We start from the raw sequence: 16414 nt of genomic DNA on the forward strand, positions 1-16414 counted from the left end.
CACGCCCGCCCCACCCCGAGGAGACACCGTGACCGACGCCGACGACGCCCGCTGGTTGGCCCGCACCATCGAGTTGGCCGTCGAGAACGTCGCGAACGGGGGCGGGCCGTTCGGGGCCGTCGTCGTCCGCGGCGACGTCCTGGTGGCCGAGGGGCAGAACCGGGTCACGGCGAAGCTCGACCCCACCGCACACGCCGAGGTCACGGCCATCCGGGCGGCCTGTCAGGCCGTCGGCGACTTCTCCCTGGCCGGCACGACCCTCTACACCTCGTGTGAACCGTGCCCGCTGTGCCTCTCGGCCTCGCTCTGGGCCCGCGTCGACCGGGTCGTCTACGCGGCAGACCGGCACGACGCCGCCCGCGGTGGCTTCGACGACCTCGAGTTCTACGAGTTGTTCGCGCGCGACCGGTCGACGTGGGACCTCCCCGTCGACGAGGTGCGTCCCCCGAACGCACCGGCACCGTTCGAGGCGTGGGCGAACCACGACCACCGCACCGACTACTGAGCCGATCGATGTCCCCGGGTCACTCCACTTCCAAGCCGCGAGGGCGGTCGATGGGGTCAGCTGCCCCGGTAGGTCGAGTAGGCGAACGGGCTGAGCAGCACGGGCACGTGGTAGTGGCTCGACTCGTCGGCGAGGGTGAAGTCGATCGTCACGCGCGGGTAGAACGTGTCGCGCCGTGCCGCCGCGAAGTAGCGGGCGGTCTCGAAGACGAGGCGGTAATCGCCCGAGGGCAGGGCGTCCGGGCCGAGGTCGGGCACGCGCCCGTCGGCGTTCGTCACGCCGGTGGCGAGTTCGACGCCCCGGGCGTCGTGCAGGGCGACGGCGATGCCGGCCGCGGGGCGACCGAGGGCGGCGTCGAGGACGTGCGTCGTCACGTGGCTCATGCGCGGGCCTCGGCGTCGCCCTCGGCCGCGTCGGGCTCGGCGAAGGTCGACTGCAGCCGCAGCAGCGCGATGTCGCGCAACTCGGCACCGACGATGCGGGACTCGGTCTCGTCGTCGAGTCGCAGCCGCCGGTGCAGCTCGCCGACGATCTCGGCCCTGCTCCGACCGGCGGCACGGATCAAGAACACGCGGTCGAAACGCTCCTCGTACGCGGCGTTGCCCTCGGCCAGCAGCTGCGCGAGGTGCGCGTCGTCGGCGTCGGCGGCCGACGCCTGCTCGCGTCGACTGAACTGTTGCGCGGCCCCCTCGCCGACCGGCTTCTCGCCGATGCGGGGGTGGTGCGACATCGCCTCGTCGATCTCCGCCGGGCTGAGCGGCGTGGCGGCGGCGGCCGCGACCGTGATCAGCGCGTCGGCGTCGGCGAACGGCGCCTGCGCGGCGACGTCGTCGGCCCACCGCTCGACGTTCAGGGCGGCCAACAGGTGCGAGCGCAGGTCGGCTCGGTCGAGGTCGATCATGACGCACACCCTAGCGACGTGGCTCCGGGGCGCGAGGCGCGGCCGGCCGACCCGCGCCTCCTCGGTCCCGGGTGGCGGGGTGCCCGTCCGCGTCGTGCCGGGTGGCGGTGGTTCGACGACGAGAGAGCCGACACATGCCCGAAACGCCGGTCGTGCAGAGTGGGGGCTCCCATGGACCTGACCACCGTTCGCGAGATCCGCACGCCGTCGCGCCGCGACGAGGTCGTCTTCGCGCCCGGCGAGCGCCCGCTCGGCGGTGGCACCTGGCTGTTCTCCGAACGGCAGCCCGGGCTGACCGGCCTCGTCGACCTGACCTCGCTCGGCTGGGCACCGGTCGAGCGAGGCACCGACGTCCTCACCGTGGCCGCGACCTGCACCATCGCCGAGCTGCTGCGCCTGCCCCCGGACGACGACTGGGCGGCCCACCGCCTGGTCGACCAGTGCGCGAACTCGCTGCTCGCCTCGTTCAAGATCTGGAACGTCGCCACCGTCGGCGGCAACGTCGCCCTCGGGCTGCCGGCCGGTGCGATGACGTCGCTGATGGCCACGCTCGACGCCACCGCCGTCGTCTGGACCACCGACGGCGGCGAGCGCCGCCTGCCCGTGTCGGCGTTCGTCACCGGGGTCGTGCAGAACGCCCTCGAGCCGGGTGAGGTGCTGCGGTCCCTCGAGGTGCCGCTCGGCTCGTTGCGGTCGCGAACCGGGTTCCGGCGCATCTCGTTGAGCCCGCTGGGTCGGTCGGGCACCCTGGTCACGGCGCGACTCGGCCTCGACGGCGAGTTCGTCGTGACGGTCACGGCCGGCACGACGCGTCCGGTGCAGCTGCGCTTCGACGAGGTCCCCGGCGAACGGTCGCTGGCCGACGCTATGGCCGGCGTCGACTGTTGGTACTCCGACCCGCACGGTGACCCCGACTGGCGCCGCGCGACGAGCACCCGCTTCGCCGACGAGTTGCGCCTCGAGCTCGGCCGTGCGGCCACCGTCGGGGCCGCACACGGCACCGGCGCCGGTGTGCGACCCGACCGCGAGCCGACCCACGACCCGCGCGGTGCCGCCGCCCGGGCGAGGACGACGCGTCCCGGCACCACGACCCCAGGAGGCGCGCGATGACCCCGAGGCACGTCACGTTCGAGGTCGACGGCCTCCCCCTCGAGACCGACGTCGCCCCGGGGCAGGTGTTGCGCACGCTGTTGCGCGAGAACGGCGTGCACTCGGTCAAGAAGGGCTGCGACGCCGGTGACTGCGGCGCCTGCTCGGTGCTCGTCGACGGCGAACCCGTTCACTCGTGCATCTACCCGGCCCATCGTCTCGAGGGTCGGGCCGTGACGACGGCGGCCGGCCTCGGCACCCCCGACCACCCGCACCCCGTGCAGCAGGCGTTCGCCGACGCGGCCGGGTTCCAGTGCGGATTCTGCACGGCGGGCATAGTGGTGACGGCCTCGACGTTCACCGAGGCCGACCGCGACGACCTCCCGCGCCTCCTGAAGGGGAACCTCTGCCGGTGCACGGGGTACCGGGCGATCGGCGACGCGATCTGCGGCGTGCGGAACACCGTGGCGCCCGCCGACGGCGAGGCGGCCGGGCGGTCGGTGGGGGCCCCGGCCGCGATGCGCGTGGTGTCGGGCGCCGAGCCGTACACGCTCGACTTCCGCAGCACGACGAAGCTGCTGCACCTGGCCGTGCTCGGCAGCCCGCACGCCCATGCGCGCATCACGTCGATCGACACGACCGCCGCCGAGGCGATGCCCGGCGTGCACCTCGTGCTGACGCACCGCGACTCCCCCGCGACGCTGTTCTCGACCGGTCGGCACGAAGACCGCGAGGACGACCCCGACGACGGCCTCGTGCTCGACCCCGTGCTGCGGTTCCGGGGCCAGCGGGTCGCCGCCGTGGTCGCCGACGACGTGCGCACCGCGACGAACGCCCTGGCGGCCCTCGTGGTCGAGTACGAACCGCTGCCCGCCGTGTTCGACCCCGAGACGGCGCGATCGCCGGGGGCCCCGCTGCTGCACGGCGAGAAGACCACCGAGGTCTCGCGCATCGCCCACCCCGAGCGCAACACGGTCGCCGCGATGCACGACGAGACGGGCGACGTCGAGGCCGGCCTGGCCGCCGCGGACGCCGTCGTCGAGGGCACCTGGCGCACGCAACGCGTCTCGCACGGGGCCCTCGAGACGCACGCCTCACGCGGATGGCTCGACGACGACGGCCGCCTGGTGATCCGCACGGCGAGCCAGGTGCCGTTCCTCGTGCGCGACGAGCTGGCCCACGTCTTCGGCCTGCCTCAAGACCGGGTGCGCGTCTTCGCAGCCCGCGTCGGCGGAGGGTTCGGCGGCAAGCAAGAGCTGATCACCGAAGACCTGGTCGCCCTCGCCGTCCTGCGGACCGGGCGGCCCGTGCAGTACGAGTTCACCCGCGAGGACGAGTTCACGATCGCGCCGACCCGCCACCCGATGCGGGTGCGCGTCCGGGTCGGGGCGACGAGCGACGGCGTGCTGACCGCCCTGCACGTCGACCAGCTGATGGACACCGGCGCGTACGGCAACCACGGGGTCGGCGTCATGTACCACTCGGTGCACGAGTCGACCAGCGTGTACCGCTGCCCCGCCAAGCGCGTCGACGCCGAGTCGGTCTACACGAACAACCTGCCGTCGGGGGCGTTCCGCGGTTACGGGCTCGGCCAGGTCGTGTTCGCCGTCGAGTCCGCGATGGACGAGCTCGCCCGCGAGCTCGGCATCGACCCGTTCGAGCTGCGCCGCCGCAACGTGATCGTCCCGGGCGACCCGATGGTGGTCACCGACCCCGACGAGGAGAGCGACCTGCTGATCGGCAGCTACGGGCTCGACCAGTGCCTCGACCTCGTCGAGGAGGCGCTGGCGTCCCCCGCCCCCGAGGGCGCGCCTCCTGCCCCCGTCGGTCCGACGTGGTCGACGGGGCGCGGCATGGCCCTCGCCATGATCGCCACGATCCCGCCGCGCGGGCACTTCGCCGACACCTCGATCGCGCTGCTGCCCGACGGCCGGTACGACATCGGCGTGGGCACCGCCGAGTTCGGCAACGGCACGACGACGGTCCACACCCAGCTCGTCGCCTCGGCGCTCGGCACCACGCCCGACCGCGTCGTCGTCCGGCAGTCCGACACCGACGTCGCGCGCTACGACACGGGTGCCTACGGCTCGGCAGGAGTCGTCGTCGCGGGCAAGGCCCTGCTCGCCGCGTCGCACAAGCTCCGGGCGGCGATGGTCGACCGCGCCCTGGCGATCGCAGGAGGCGCGGGTCACGCCGTCGAGACCGGCCGCGCCCCCGAGGTGGTCGCCGGCGGCGTCGTGGTGCGGGTGGGCCCGGGTGCCGACGCCACCGTGCTCGTGTCCGCCGAACGGCTGCTCGCCGACGGCCCGCTCGCCGCCGACGGTGCGCACGACGGCACGCCCCGGTCGGTGGCGTTCAACGTGCACGGCTTCGAGGTGGCGGTCGACCGGGCGACCGGCGAGGTGCGACTGCTCCGCTCGGTGCAGGCGGCGGATGCCGGGGTCGTGTTGAACCCCGAGCAGCTGCGTGGGCAGGTCGAGGGCGGCACGGCCCAGGCGATCGGCACGGCGTTGTACGAAGAGATGGTGCTCGACGACGAGGGTCGGGTGCTGACGACGGCGTTCCGCAACTACCGGCTGCCCAAGTTCGGCGACGTGCCCCAGACCGAGGTGCACTTCGCGACCACGCACGACGACCTCGGGCCGCTCGGCGCCAAGTCGATGAGCGAGGCCCCCTACAACCCCGTGGCCCCGGCCCTCGCGAACGCGATCCGCGACGCGCTCGGGGTGCGCCCGCACGAGCTGCCCATGTCACGCGACCGGCTCTGGCGGCTGGCCGGAGGTCGCTGAGCCGCCGGGGCGCTCCCCTGCCGGGCCGCCCTTGCGCCGGGACGCCCTGCCGCCGCGCCTCCCGGGGCCGGGCCTCCCGGGGCCGGGCCTCCCGGGCCGCCCCGGCGCCAGGCCGACCGGGCCGGTACGCCGCCAGGCGCTTGGGCCGCTTCGTCCGGGCCGCCCGTCGCCGGGAACGGGACGGGACGCGCTTCGGCACGCCGCGCCTCCTTTGCCGTGAGCATGATCCGGCACCCACCGGGTTCGCCGCCGCACCGCCACCTGGACGTCGCACCGCCGGATGTGGCGGTGCGACGTCCAGACGGCGGTGCGATGTGCTGCCCGTGAGCCCGCGCGGTGCGGTGCGGCGCGGTGCGTCAGCCCTCGTGAGCAGCCGGTGCCGCGGGCCCGCGGACGGCGTCGTGCGCCGACACGTCGCGGTCGGCCCCGCCGTCCCGCGCCTGCACCCGGGGCGAGTTGAGCAGCAGGTTGAGCAGCACGGCGACGATGGCTCCGGCGCTGATGCCCGAGTCGAACACGATGGTGAACCAGGTCGGGAACTGCGCGTAGATCTCGGGGCTGACGGTGGGCAGCAGGCTGACGCCCAGGGCGATCGCGACGATCAGGATGTTCGAGTTCGTGAACCGCACCTTAGACAAGGTGCGGATGCCGCTCGCCGCCACCATGCCGAACAGGGCGACGCCCGCCCCGCCGAGCACCGCGACCGGCACGCCCTCGACGACCGCCCCGAGCGCAGGCACCAACCCGAGCACCACGAGGATGCCTCCGGCCAGCGTCGCGACGTACCGGGACTTCACGCCGGTGATGCTCACCAGCCCGACGTTCTGGGCGAACGCCGTGTACGGGAACGTGTTGAAGACGCCACCGATGACGGTCGACAGGCCGTCGGCGCGCAGGCCGTCGGCGAGGCGGCGCGGCGTCACCGGCCGGTCGACGATGTCGCCCACGGCGATGATGTCGCCGGTGGTCTCGGTCATGATCACGAGGCCGACGATGCACATCGACACGATCGCGCTCACCGGGAAGGTCGGCAGCCCGAAGTGGAACGGCAGGGCGAGCCCGAACCAGCTGCTCTCGGCCACCCCGCTCCAGTCGGTCAGTCCGGCCGGCCAGGCCACCAGGGTGCCGACCACGAGACCCAGCAAGATCGACAGGCGACGGAGGCCGGGAGGCGCGAACCGCTCGATCAGGACGATCAGCAGCAGGGTGCCCGCGGCGAAGGCGACGTCGAGGGGACGTCCGAAGTCGTCGGAACCCGCGCCTCCTCCGACCCAGCCGGCGGCGACGTCCATCAGCGAGACGCCGATGATCAGGATCACCGTGCCGGTCACGATCGGCGGGAAGAACCGCACGAGCTTCGAGAAGAACGGCGCGAGCACCATCATGAAGACGCCGCTCGCGATGACGGACCCGTAGATCGCGGTGATGCCGTACTCGCCGCCGATCACGATCATCGGCCCGACCGCCGCGAAGGTGCACCCCTGCATCAGCGGCAGTCGCACGCCGAACCGCCAGAAGCCGACCGACTGCACGATGGTCGCGATCCCGGCCACGAACAGGTCGGCGCTGATCAGGTACGCGACGTCTCCCGGCTCGAGCTGGCCCATGCCGACCAGCGCACCGCCCACGATGAGCGGGACCGCGACCGCCCCGGCGTACATCGCGAGCACGTGCTGGAGGCCGAGCGGGAAGAGCCTCCGCAGCGGGGGGACGCGATCGACGGGGTGCGTCGTCTCGACGGGTGCGGCGCCGGCGGGCGAGGGCTGTGACATCGGTGCTCCTGATCGTGGGGATGTCGGGTGGTCGCCGTCAGCGTACGAAACGCGCGTTTCGTCGCGACGGCACGCGTGTTTCAGGCGCGTGTCGTCGGGCCAACGGGTGTTGCCGCACCCCGCGTCGGCATCGTCGGTGACGGCCTCGCCGAACCCCGTTCACGAAGGAGAACCCCGTTTTAACGGGGTTCGACTTCGCGAACAGGGTTCGAGGCGCAGGAGGCGCGGTTCGGGCGAGCGGGACCACCAGCGGCGAGCGGGCGGTACCGGCATACGGAACCGCCGGCTGGCGGGACGGCCGGCCTGCGGCCGGCGGGCGGGCGAGCGCGCCGGCGGCCGGGTCAGCCGACGGCCGGGTCAGCCGGCGGCCGGGTCAGCCGGCGGCCGGGTCAGCCGGCGGCCGGCCTGCGGCCTGGTCGGCCGGCGGCGATCGCCCGGACGAGGTGCATCGTGACGTCCGCCGACCGACCCGCCGTCAGGGCGAGGTTCTCGTCGTGCACGTCGTGGGCGTCGGGCCCCGCGAGGTCGCTGATGCCGCGCACCGAGACGAACGGCACGTGGTGGACGTGGCAGGTCTGGGCGATGGCCATCGACTCCATGTCGACCGCGTCCACGTCGACCACGTCGGCGAAGGCGCTGCGCACGCCGATCACGCGCTCGGCCGTCATGAACGCGTCGCTCGAGGCGATCAACCCCGGGCGCACGGACCAGTCGTGGTGCGCTCCGGCGGCCTCGGACGAGACCGAGGCACCGACCCCGCCCGTCGCGCCGGAGGTGTGAGTGCCCGCGCCCGCCCCGGACGACCCGACCGAGCCCGCCGAGTCGCCGGAGCCCGCGCCCGTCGCCTCGGCAGGACCCGAGCCCGAGCCCGAGCCCGACGGGACCGACGTGTCGTAGGCGACCGCCGCCTCCATCAGTCCGTCGTCGGCGTGGAAGCTGGCCGGCATGCCGGGGACCTGCCCGAGCCGGTAGCCGAACACGCGCGCGTCCGCGTCGAGGTTGACGTACTCCGACCCGGCGACGACGTCGCCGATCTCGATGCCGGCCCCCATGCCCGCCGCGGTGCCGGCGCTGATGACGGTCGGCACGACGCCCTCGAGCGACCCCGCCCGCACGATGGCGGACGTCGCCGCCCCGGCCGCGTTGACGAACCCGATGCCGCTCTGGACGAGCAGCACCTCGACCCCGTCGATCTCGAGCACGCGCTGCAACGACCCTCCGACCGCGACCGGCTCGTCGACCCGCGAGGCTCGCGAGACGAACGGCTCGGCCTCGTCGGCCATCGCCACGACGACGATGATCGACGGCACGGCGAGCGCCGCGACCCCGTCGGCAGGAGGCGCGGCGTGCGTCCCGGTCATCGGGTGACGGTCGACCACTCGTCGCGGGCCGCGAGGAAGTCGCGTGCGACCCCCTGGGCGCCCTCGAGCGAGTGGTTGGCACCCCAGCCGCACTGGACCTCGTTGGCCGCGGGGACCTCGGTGGCGATGGTGATGTCGGTGAGCGTGCCCTCGATCAACGACAGGACGTCGTCCATCGCGGGGTCGCCCTGCAGGATCAGGTAGAAGCCGGTCTGGCAGCCCATCGGCGAGAAGTCGATCACGTCGCCGGAGCGGTTGCGCGAGTGCTCGGCGAACAGGTGCTCGAGCGAGTGGACCGACGTCATGTCGAGGTGACCCTCGTTCGGCTGCGTGAACCGGACGTCGAACTTGGTGATGACGTCGCCGTGCGGCAGCGTCTTCTGGTCGGCGACGCGCACGTAGGGCGCGGCCACGGTGCGGTGGTCGAGGTTGAACGACTCGACGTTCATCTTGGGCTGGGTCACGATGGTCCCTTCGGGGTGCGGACGGGGCGCGGGGGTCGCGCCGGCGCTGCACCGGTCTGTGCGTCCCAACGCCGTGTCGACCCTAGGACATTCCCCGTGCGCGGGTACCGACGTGACGCGACCCGCCACGCCGCCCCGCCACCCGCGTCCCGCCACGCCGCCACGCCGCCACGCCGCTACCCCGCCACGAAGTAAACATCACGCCACGACAAAACGTGGCGGGACGTTTACCTCGTGGCGGGCTGCGCGCAGGGCGGGCGCGGTGGCCGGCCGCGCTACGGCAGCGTGTGCCCGGCGGCCGTGAAGAGCCGGTACCACTCGGGCCGGGTGAGCGGCACGTCCGCGCCCGCGGCGCTGTCGCGGAGGTGCGCGACGCTCGTGGTGCCGAGCACGACCTGCATCTCGGCCGGGTGCCGGGTGATCCACGCCACCGGGATCGCCGACGGCGGCACGTCGTAGGTCGCGGCCAGCTCGTCGATGACGTCGTTGAGCTCGGGGTAGCCCTCGCGGTCACCGAGGAAGACTCCGTCGAAGAACCCCTTCTGGAAGGGCGACCAGGCCTGCAGCGTCATGTCGTTCAGGCGGCTGTAGTCGAGGATGCCGTTGTCGCGGTCGATCGACTGGTCGAGCCCCGCCATGTTGGCGGCGACGCCGGCGGCGATCAGCGGGGCGTGGGTGATGCTGAGCTGCACCTGGTTCACGATCAGCGGCTGGTCGACGCTGCGCTTGAGCAGTTCGACCTGAGCCGGGGTGTGGTTCGAGACGCCGAAGTGGCGCACCTTGCCGCTCGTGTGCAGCTGGTCGAAGGCGGCGGCGACCTCGTCGGGCACGACGAGGGCGTCGGGACGGTGCAGCAGCAGCACGTCGAGGCGGTCGGTGCGCAACGCGGCGAGCGAGGCGTCGACCGACTCGAGGATGTGCTCGGTCGAGAAGTCCCAGAAGCCGTCGCGGATGCCGACCTTGCTCTGCAGCTGCACGGCGTCGCGCTCGGACGAGCTCAACGTGACGGCGTCGCCGAAGCGCTGCTCGCAGTGGTGCGGGTGGTCGCCGTACACGTCGGCGTGGTCGAAGAAGTCGATGCCGAGGTCCCGGGCCTCGGCCACGAGCTCTCGGATCGCGTCGTCGGTCATGCCCGAGATGCGCATCAGCCCGAGGACGATGGTCGAGGCCGGGCGGTCGGTGGTGGGTAACGTCGTCGTCTTCACGCGGCCAGTCTGCTCCGTCGGGCGACGCGAGGTGTCGACCCGCGCCTCCTCGGTGGAGGACGAGGAGGCGCGGGCGGCCTGGGGAGGACGCGTCCCGTCGTTCACGCCGACGGTTCCGAACCCCCGGCATGACCGTCACCGCGAGTGCGAGCACCGCACGCGTCGTCGCCTCCGCGCCCGACCGCGCGTGGCGCGTCGCGACGCCCCTGACCCCCGTCGGGTTCTACCCGAGGGCGGGGGTGATCCCGGCCGTCGTGGCCGTCCACGACCAGACCGGAACGTGGGACGCCGTCGGGCGGACCCGCCGGCTCGAGCTCTCGGACGGCAGCAGCGTCGTCGAGAGCCTCGTGCGCGTCGAGCCCGACCAGGTGTTCGTCTACGAGCTGAGCCGGTTCACCGGACTGCTCGGCCGACTCGTGTCGGGCGGACGGGCCGAGTGGTCGTACCGCTCGACGATCACGGGCAGGACCCGCATCGACTGGACGTACTCGTTCTTCGCCCGTCCGGGGCGGGGCACGATCGTCCGTGGCATCGTCCGGTTCGCCTGGGCTCCCTACATGCGCCGCGTCCTGCTCGGCATCGCCCGCGAGGTCGAACGCACCGCCTAGAGCGCCGTCGGGCCGTCAGGCCGCCGAGGCATCAGGCCGTCGGCCCGTCGCCCGTCGCGCCGGGTGCCACGGCCTCGGGGTGCGACGGCGGCGGCGTGACCCGGACCGTGGCGATGCGGTAGCCGTCGGTCTCGACGACCTCGAGGGTGTGCTCGTCGACCGTCACGGTGTCGCCCACGACCGCGAGCCGCCCCAGCCGGTCGAGGATGTACCCGCCGACCGTCTCGTACCGCCCGTCGGGCAGCGTCAGGCCGAGCATCTCGTCGAGCTCTTCGACGATCAGGCCGCCCTCGACGTCGCGGGTGCCGCCGGGCTCGAAGCCGACCTCGGTGGCGGCCCCCGCGTCGTACTCGTCGTAGATCTCGCCGACGAGCTCTTCGAGCAGGTCCTCGAGGGTGATGATGCCGTCGGTGCCGCCGTACTCGTCGATCACGACGGCGATCTGGTGGCCGTCCTGGCGCATCGTGGTGAGCGCGGCGAGCACCTTCGTCGTGCCGGGCAGCGCGAGGATCGGGCGCACGATGTCGGCGATCGTGGGCTCGTCGGGCGTGCTCTCGCGTCGCGAGGCCGGCACCGCCGCCATGAGGTCGCGCACGTGGACGAAGCCGAGCACGTCGTCGACGTCGCGCCCGGTCACCGGGTAGCGCGAGTGCGGCAGGTCGAGCACCTCGTGGTACCCCTCGGAGGCGCGGGTCGCCCCGGTCAGGAACGTCACGTCGTGGCGCGGCCGCATCGCCTCGGCCACCCGGCGGTCGTCCGCCCGGAACACGTCGGTCAAGATGGTGCGGCTCTGTTCGTGGATGTCGCGGTTGCTCGAGATGAGGTCGCGCACCTCGTCGGCCGAGACCTCTTCTCCGCGCTCCTTCGGGTCGAGGCCCAGCAGGCGCACGACGCCGTTGGTCGACACCGACAGCAGCCAGATCAGCGGACGCATCAGCGTCGCGAGCCCGTTCAGCGGAGGCGCGAGCACCTTGGTGAACGCGACCGACTTCTGCATCGCGATGCGCTTGGGCACGAGCTCGCCGAACACCAGGGACAGGTAGGCGATCACGACGGTCATGCCGATCACCGAGACCGTCGAGGCGGCGCCCGGCGACAGGCCGAGCGACTCGAGCCCGGGCACCAGGTCGGGTGCGATCGTCGAGGCGCCGTAGGCCGACGAGAAGAAGCCCGCCAGCGTCACCCCGATCTGCACCGCCGACAGGAACGTGTTGGGGTTGCGGACGAGCGCGGCCGTGCGACGCCCCCGCTCACCCTGCGACTCGATGGCCCGCACCTGGCTCTCACGCAGGGTGACGATGGCCATCTCGGTGCCCGCGAACACCCCGCCGATCAGCACGAAGAGCACGACGAGGCCGATGTTCACGAGGGTGTCGACGTCCATGAGACGACGCTATCGATGAACGAGCCGTGAGGGTGCCGGGCATCAGCCGTGCGTCTGCCGGGGGCTCCGTGGGGGTGGTGGGCGCGCCTCCCGGGGCCCGTGCAGCGGATCGACGGCCGTCGATCGGCGGGCTCACAGGTCGGCCGGGCGACGGGACGCATACCGTCCAGGGCATGTCGACGCCTCCTGATCGCGGCCTGCCCGCCTACGTCCTGTCGGGCCTCGTGCTCGGACTGCTCGCCGGGGTCGTCCTCGCGCTCGTGCTCGGCTGGTCGATCGGGCTCGCGATCGGCTTCGGCATGGCCGGCGGCATCGCGGTCGGTGCCGTGCTCTGGCTCGTGGTGCGCCCCGACAGACGCCGCCGCTGACGACCGCACCCGCGCCTCCTCGCCGCCCGCACCCACGCCTCCTCGCGGGCCGCATCCGCGCCTCCTCGCCGACCGCACCGCGCCTCCCCGGCGACCGCACCCGCGCCTCCTCGCCGCCCGGGACCCCACGGTGGCGCGCGTCACCGCTACCCTCGGGGCATGAAGGACGCCACGATCTACGACGTGGCGAAACGCGCGGGCGTCTCGCACCAGACCGTCAGCCGGTTCCTGCGCGGGTTCGAGGGCATCCGCCCCGCGACGCGCGAGAAGGTCGAGCAGGCCCTCACCGAGCTCGAGTACCGCCCGAACTCGGCCGCCCGGTACCTGCGGCTGCAGCGGACGAACCGCATCGGGCTGCTCGCCGACAACATGCACCAGTCGGGTCCGGCCCGCACCATCGCCGGCGCTACCGAGGCCGCCCGATCGCTCGGCTACGTCACCGACATCGTGTCGATGGACGGCGGCGACGAACGCTCCGTCGACGACGCCCTCGACCTGATGCTCGGCCAGCAGATCGCCGGGATCGTCGTGACCGCGCAGACCGCCGTGGCCCGCTCGGCCCTCGAGCGACGGGCGATCACCGTGCCCGTGGCGCGCGACTTCGGGTTGATCCTCGAGGGCACGACCGAGTCGATCAACGAACACGCCGGCCGGGTCGCGGCCGAGCACCTCGTCTCGCTCGGGCACCGCCGGGTCGCCTACGTGGCCGGACCCGAGCAGTGGCTCGCCGCCCGTGAGCGCGCCGACGGGTTCCACCAGGTGATCACCGCGTCAGGAGGCGCTGTGACGGTCAGCGACGTCGGCGACTGGTCCGCGGCGGCCGGCTACGACATCGGGCTGCGACTGGCCGCCCGGACCGACGACTTCACGGCCGTCGCCGTCGCCAACGACGCGATGGCCATGGGGCTGCTCGCCGCCCTCGCGGCCGAGGGCGTCTCGGTGCCGCACGAGGTCAGCGTGGTCGGCAACGACGACGCCCCGGAGGCGCGGTTCATGGTCCCCTCGCTCTCGACGGTGGCCCTCGACTTCGGCTTCGAGGGCGCCCACGTCGTCACGTCGCTGATCGCCCGGATCGAGGGGCGCAGCCCCGACACGGCGGCCCGCCTGCCGGTGCCGACCCTCGTCGCCCGGGCCTCGACGGCTCCCGCGCGCGGCTGAGGGGCCGGGACGCCGGCCGACCCGCGCCTCTCGGGCCCCGTGCCGTCCGGCGCCCCCCGTCCGGCGCACCCCCTCGTCCGGCACGGAACCCCTGCCTAGGCGCGTGTTCCCCGCCGAAGCGCGGGGTCCGCACCACCCGACCCGCGCCTCCCGCCCGCCACGCCCGGCGCACCCCTCCGTCCGGCGCTCGACCCCTGCCTAGGCGCGTGTTCCACGCCGGAGCGCGGGGTCCGCACGACACGACCCGCGCCTCCGAGTCCTGCAGAGGGAGCGCACGGACCACCGTCGAAAGTGGGTCTTGCGCGGGCGGCGGGGCGTGAGTTACGTTCTCCGCAGACATCGATGTTATCGACAACATCCAGGGACGCCACAGCCGACACCATGGTCGGCGGCACCACGGCAGCACCACGGCAGCACCACGGCGGCACCCCCGCCACACGCGGCAGCTCCCCGGCTTCCCGTCGACATCGACCGTCGCCACCGCAGCCGACACACACGAACGGGTCAACGATGACTTCTGCTCCACGCCACTCCGGGGTGCTCTTCGGAGCCGCCTACTACGCCGAGTACCAGCAGGCCGGCACCCTCGACCGCGACCTCGACCTGATGGTCGAGGCGGGCTTCACGGTGATCCGGGTCGGCGAGTCGGTCTGGTCGACGTGGGAGCCGCGCGAGGGCGAGTTCGACCTCGACTGGCTGCAGCCCGTGCTCGACGGGGCCCACGCCCGCGGCATCGGCGTCGTGCTCGGCACGCCCACCTACGCCGTGCCGCCGTGGCTGCAGGTGCGCCACCCCGAGATCGCCGCCGAGCGCACGACCGGCGTCCGCGCCGGCTGGGGCGCCCGGCAGGAGATGGACCAGAGCCACCCCGCCTACCGCTTCTACGCCGAGCGCGTCGTGCGCAAGGTCGTCGAGCGCTACGCGCAGCACCCGGCCGTGATCGGCTGGCAGGTCGACAACGAGCCCGGCAACGAGCGTCCGCGCAACGACCAGGTGTTCGACCGCTTCGTGGCCTGGCTGCAGCGCAAGTACGGCACGGTCGAGCGCCTGAACGAGGAATGGGGCCTGGTCTACTGGTCGCACCGCCTGACCGAGTGGTCGCAGCTCTGGCGCCCCGACGGCAACGTGCAGCCGCAGTACGACCTCGAGTGGCGGCGGTTCCAGGGCGAGCTGGCCGACGAGCTGATCGCCTGGCAGGCCGCGGTCGTCCGCGAGCACGCCCCCGCCGACCAGTTCGTCACCACCTGCATCTCGTACTCGCGCCCGCAGGTCGCCGACGACCGCCTGGTCGAGAGCCTCGACGTCACGGCCGGCAACCCGTACTACAAGATGCAGGACGGCCTGACCGTCGGGGTCGAGGTCCCCCGCGAGGCCGGCTGGTGGCACACGGGCGTCTGGGCCCTGCAGCAGTGGGGCGACCGGGCCTTCTCGTCGGCACAGGCGCCGTTCCTCGTCACCGAGACCAACGCGCAGTCGATCGGCGGCCCCTGGCAGAACCACCCGCCGTTCGACGGGCAGATCAAGCAGGCCGCGCTGGCGCTCGTCGCCCGCGGCGCCCGGATGGTCGAGTACTGGCACTGGCACACGCTGCACTTCGGCGTCGAGACCTACTGGGGCGGCGTCCTGCCGCACAGCCAGCGCCCCGGCCGCATCTACCGCGAGGTCGCCGCGCTCGGCGCCACGCTCGGGGCCGTCGGCGCGGCGGTCGACGGGCTCGAACCCGACGCCGACGTGCTGATGCTCTGGTCGACCGACACGAAGTGGTCGTTCGAGACCTACCCGCCGCTGGCCCGGGCCGACGGCACCCCCGACCCCGAGTCGTACCTGCACCTGTTCGACGCGCACTACCGCGGGCTCGCCGAGGTGGGCGCGCAGGTGCGCATCCAGCACGTCGCGCAGTTCGTCGCCGCCGACCCGGCCGAGCTGGCCGCGCGCCACCCCGTGCTCGTCGTGCCCGCGCTCTACGTCGTCGACGACGCCACCCTCGACGCGCTCGTCGCCTACGCCGAGGCCGGCGGGCACCTCGTCGTCGGCATCCGCACCGGCTACGGCGACGAGCTCGCCCGGGCCCGGCGCGACCCCGCACCCGCCCGGCTCTCGGGCCCCGCGGGCGTCTGGTACGAGGAGTACACGAACCTCGACGAGCCCCTCGCCGTCCACGTCGAGGACGCCGACTCCGACGCCGACGCCCCGACCTCAGGAGGCGCGGCTCCGGTCCCCGAGACCGCCGACGGTCCCGGCACCCACCCCGCCGACGGCCGCTTCGTCCTCGAACCCGGTTCGGCCGGCACCCGCTGGGCCGACGTCCTGCAGGTCGACGACGCCACGGTGGTGCTGCGAGCCGCGCCGACCGAGATCGGGGCCGACGCGCTGCTGACGACCCGCGCCTCCGGAGCCGGCCGCGTCAGCTACGTCGCGACGGTGCCGAACCCCGAGCTGTCGCGCTCGATCGCCCGCTGGCTCGTGCCGGCCACGGCGGCGCGCGACTGGGCGGCGACCGAGACGGTCACCGTCACCACCGGCTCACGCACCGACGCCCCCGGGCTCGCGTTCGTGTCGAACTGGTCGGCCCACGAGGCCGCCGTCACCACTCCCGCCGCCGTGCGCGACCTCGAGACCCGAGAGGTCGTCGCCGCGGGCACCAGCCTGACGCTCGCCCCGCGCTCGGCCCACGTCTACGAGCTCGTCGACGCGGCCGAGGCCGGCACGACCGCCGAGGCCGGCACGACCGGCGAGACCCCCCAGACCGGCACGACCGGCACGACCGGCGAAACCGGCACGACCGCCGAGACCGCGTCCTAGGCGACCCG

Annotated in this window: 14 protein-coding genes; 7 read left to right on the top strand and 7 right to left on the bottom strand. The window is 73.4% G+C overall.

Annotated elements, in window-relative coordinates; translation table 11 throughout:
* Nucleotides 1-28 precede the first annotated feature (28 nt).
* Nucleotides 29-505 carry a nucleoside deaminase gene (locus AC3CCI_RS06190; protein ID WP_488628423.1) on the top strand — a complete coding sequence of 159 codons (477 nt, stop codon included), beginning with the start codon at nt 29-31 and terminating at the stop codon, nt 503-505.
* 56 nt (nt 506-561) lie between these two features.
* Here the strand turns inward: AC3CCI_RS06190 and uraH are convergent, their stop codons facing one another.
* Both uraH and uraD read right to left on the bottom strand, forming a co-directional pair.
* A complete protein-coding gene (uraH, locus tag AC3CCI_RS06195) occupies nt 562-888 on the bottom strand; it encodes a hydroxyisourate hydrolase (protein WP_354594421.1) in 327 nt (108 codons plus the stop codon).
* On the bottom strand, nt 885-1406 hold the full coding sequence (gene uraD, locus AC3CCI_RS06200) for a 2-oxo-4-hydroxy-4-carboxy-5-ureidoimidazoline decarboxylase (RefSeq protein WP_354594422.1): 522 nt from the start codon (nt 1404-1406) through the stop codon (nt 885-887). The genes uraH and uraD overlap by 4 nt, the downstream gene beginning before the upstream one ends.
* A 171-nt stretch (nt 1407-1577) precedes the next feature.
* Here uraD and AC3CCI_RS06205 point away from each other — a divergent pair, with 171 nt between their 5' ends.
* Together AC3CCI_RS06205 and AC3CCI_RS06210 are read left to right on the top strand one after the other, a co-directional pair.
* Nucleotides 1578-2516 (top strand): FAD binding domain-containing protein, encoded by a 939-nt coding sequence (locus AC3CCI_RS06205; protein ID WP_488628424.1) that lies wholly within the window; start codon nt 1578-1580, stop codon nt 2514-2516.
* A complete protein-coding gene (locus tag AC3CCI_RS06210; protein ID WP_488628425.1) occupies nt 2513-5284 on the top strand; it encodes a molybdopterin-dependent oxidoreductase in 2772 nt (923 codons plus the stop codon). Before AC3CCI_RS06205 ends, AC3CCI_RS06210 begins: the two co-directional genes overlap by 4 nt.
* Before the next feature lie 356 nt (nt 5285-5640).
* Here AC3CCI_RS06210 and AC3CCI_RS06215 read toward each other — a convergent pair whose 3' ends face one another.
* From AC3CCI_RS06215 to AC3CCI_RS06230, 4 genes are all read right to left on the bottom strand, one after another.
* A complete protein-coding gene (locus tag AC3CCI_RS06215; protein ID WP_488628426.1) occupies nt 5641-7056 on the bottom strand; it encodes a nucleobase:cation symporter-2 family protein in 1416 nt (471 codons plus the stop codon).
* A 389-nt stretch (nt 7057-7445) separates the two neighbouring features.
* Nucleotides 7446-8417 carry a 5'-methylthioadenosine/S-adenosylhomocysteine nucleosidase gene (locus AC3CCI_RS06220; protein WP_488628427.1) on the bottom strand — a complete coding sequence of 324 codons (972 nt, stop codon included), beginning with the start codon at nt 8415-8417 and terminating at the stop codon, nt 7446-7448.
* Entirely contained in the window at nt 8414-8866 is a 453-nt protein-coding gene (locus tag AC3CCI_RS06225) for an S-ribosylhomocysteine lyase (protein ID WP_488628667.1), read from the bottom strand. Before AC3CCI_RS06225 ends, AC3CCI_RS06220 begins: the two co-directional genes overlap by 4 nt.
* Before the next feature lie 290 nt (nt 8867-9156).
* On the bottom strand, nt 9157-10086 hold the full coding sequence (locus AC3CCI_RS06230) for an aldo/keto reductase (protein ID WP_488628428.1): 930 nt from the start codon (nt 10084-10086) through the stop codon (nt 9157-9159).
* Nucleotides 10087-10214: 128 nt separating this feature from the next.
* Here AC3CCI_RS06230 and AC3CCI_RS06235 point away from each other — a divergent pair, with 128 nt between their 5' ends.
* A complete protein-coding gene (locus tag AC3CCI_RS06235) occupies nt 10215-10694 on the top strand; it encodes an SRPBCC family protein (protein ID WP_354594428.1) in 480 nt (159 codons plus the stop codon).
* Between the two features lie 31 nt (nt 10695-10725).
* Here AC3CCI_RS06235 and AC3CCI_RS06240 read toward each other — a convergent pair whose 3' ends face one another.
* A complete protein-coding gene (locus tag AC3CCI_RS06240; RefSeq protein ID WP_354594429.1) occupies nt 10726-12078 on the bottom strand; it encodes a hemolysin family protein in 1353 nt (450 codons plus the stop codon).
* Nucleotides 12079-12251: 173 nt separating this feature from the next.
* Between AC3CCI_RS06240 and AC3CCI_RS06245 the strand changes: the two genes are divergently transcribed.
* The 3 genes from AC3CCI_RS06245 to AC3CCI_RS06255 all read left to right on the top strand — a co-directional run bounded on the left by AC3CCI_RS06245 (nt 12252) and on the right by AC3CCI_RS06255 (nt 16406).
* Complete coding sequence (locus tag AC3CCI_RS06245; protein ID WP_354594430.1) at nt 12252-12446, top strand: hypothetical protein; 195 nt, start codon at nt 12252-12254, stop codon at nt 12444-12446.
* 159 nt (nt 12447-12605) lie between these two features.
* Nucleotides 12606-13604: a LacI family DNA-binding transcriptional regulator gene (locus AC3CCI_RS06250; protein WP_488628429.1), complete on the top strand. Its 999-nt coding sequence runs from the start codon at nt 12606-12608 to the stop codon at nt 13602-13604.
* Between the two features lie 510 nt (nt 13605-14114).
* Nucleotides 14115-16406: a beta-galactosidase gene (locus AC3CCI_RS06255; RefSeq protein ID WP_488628430.1), complete on the top strand. Its 2292-nt coding sequence runs from the start codon at nt 14115-14117 to the stop codon at nt 16404-16406.
* Nucleotides 16407-16414 lie beyond the last annotated feature (8 nt).

This window comes from Frigoribacterium sp. CF331, assembly GCF_057787905.1.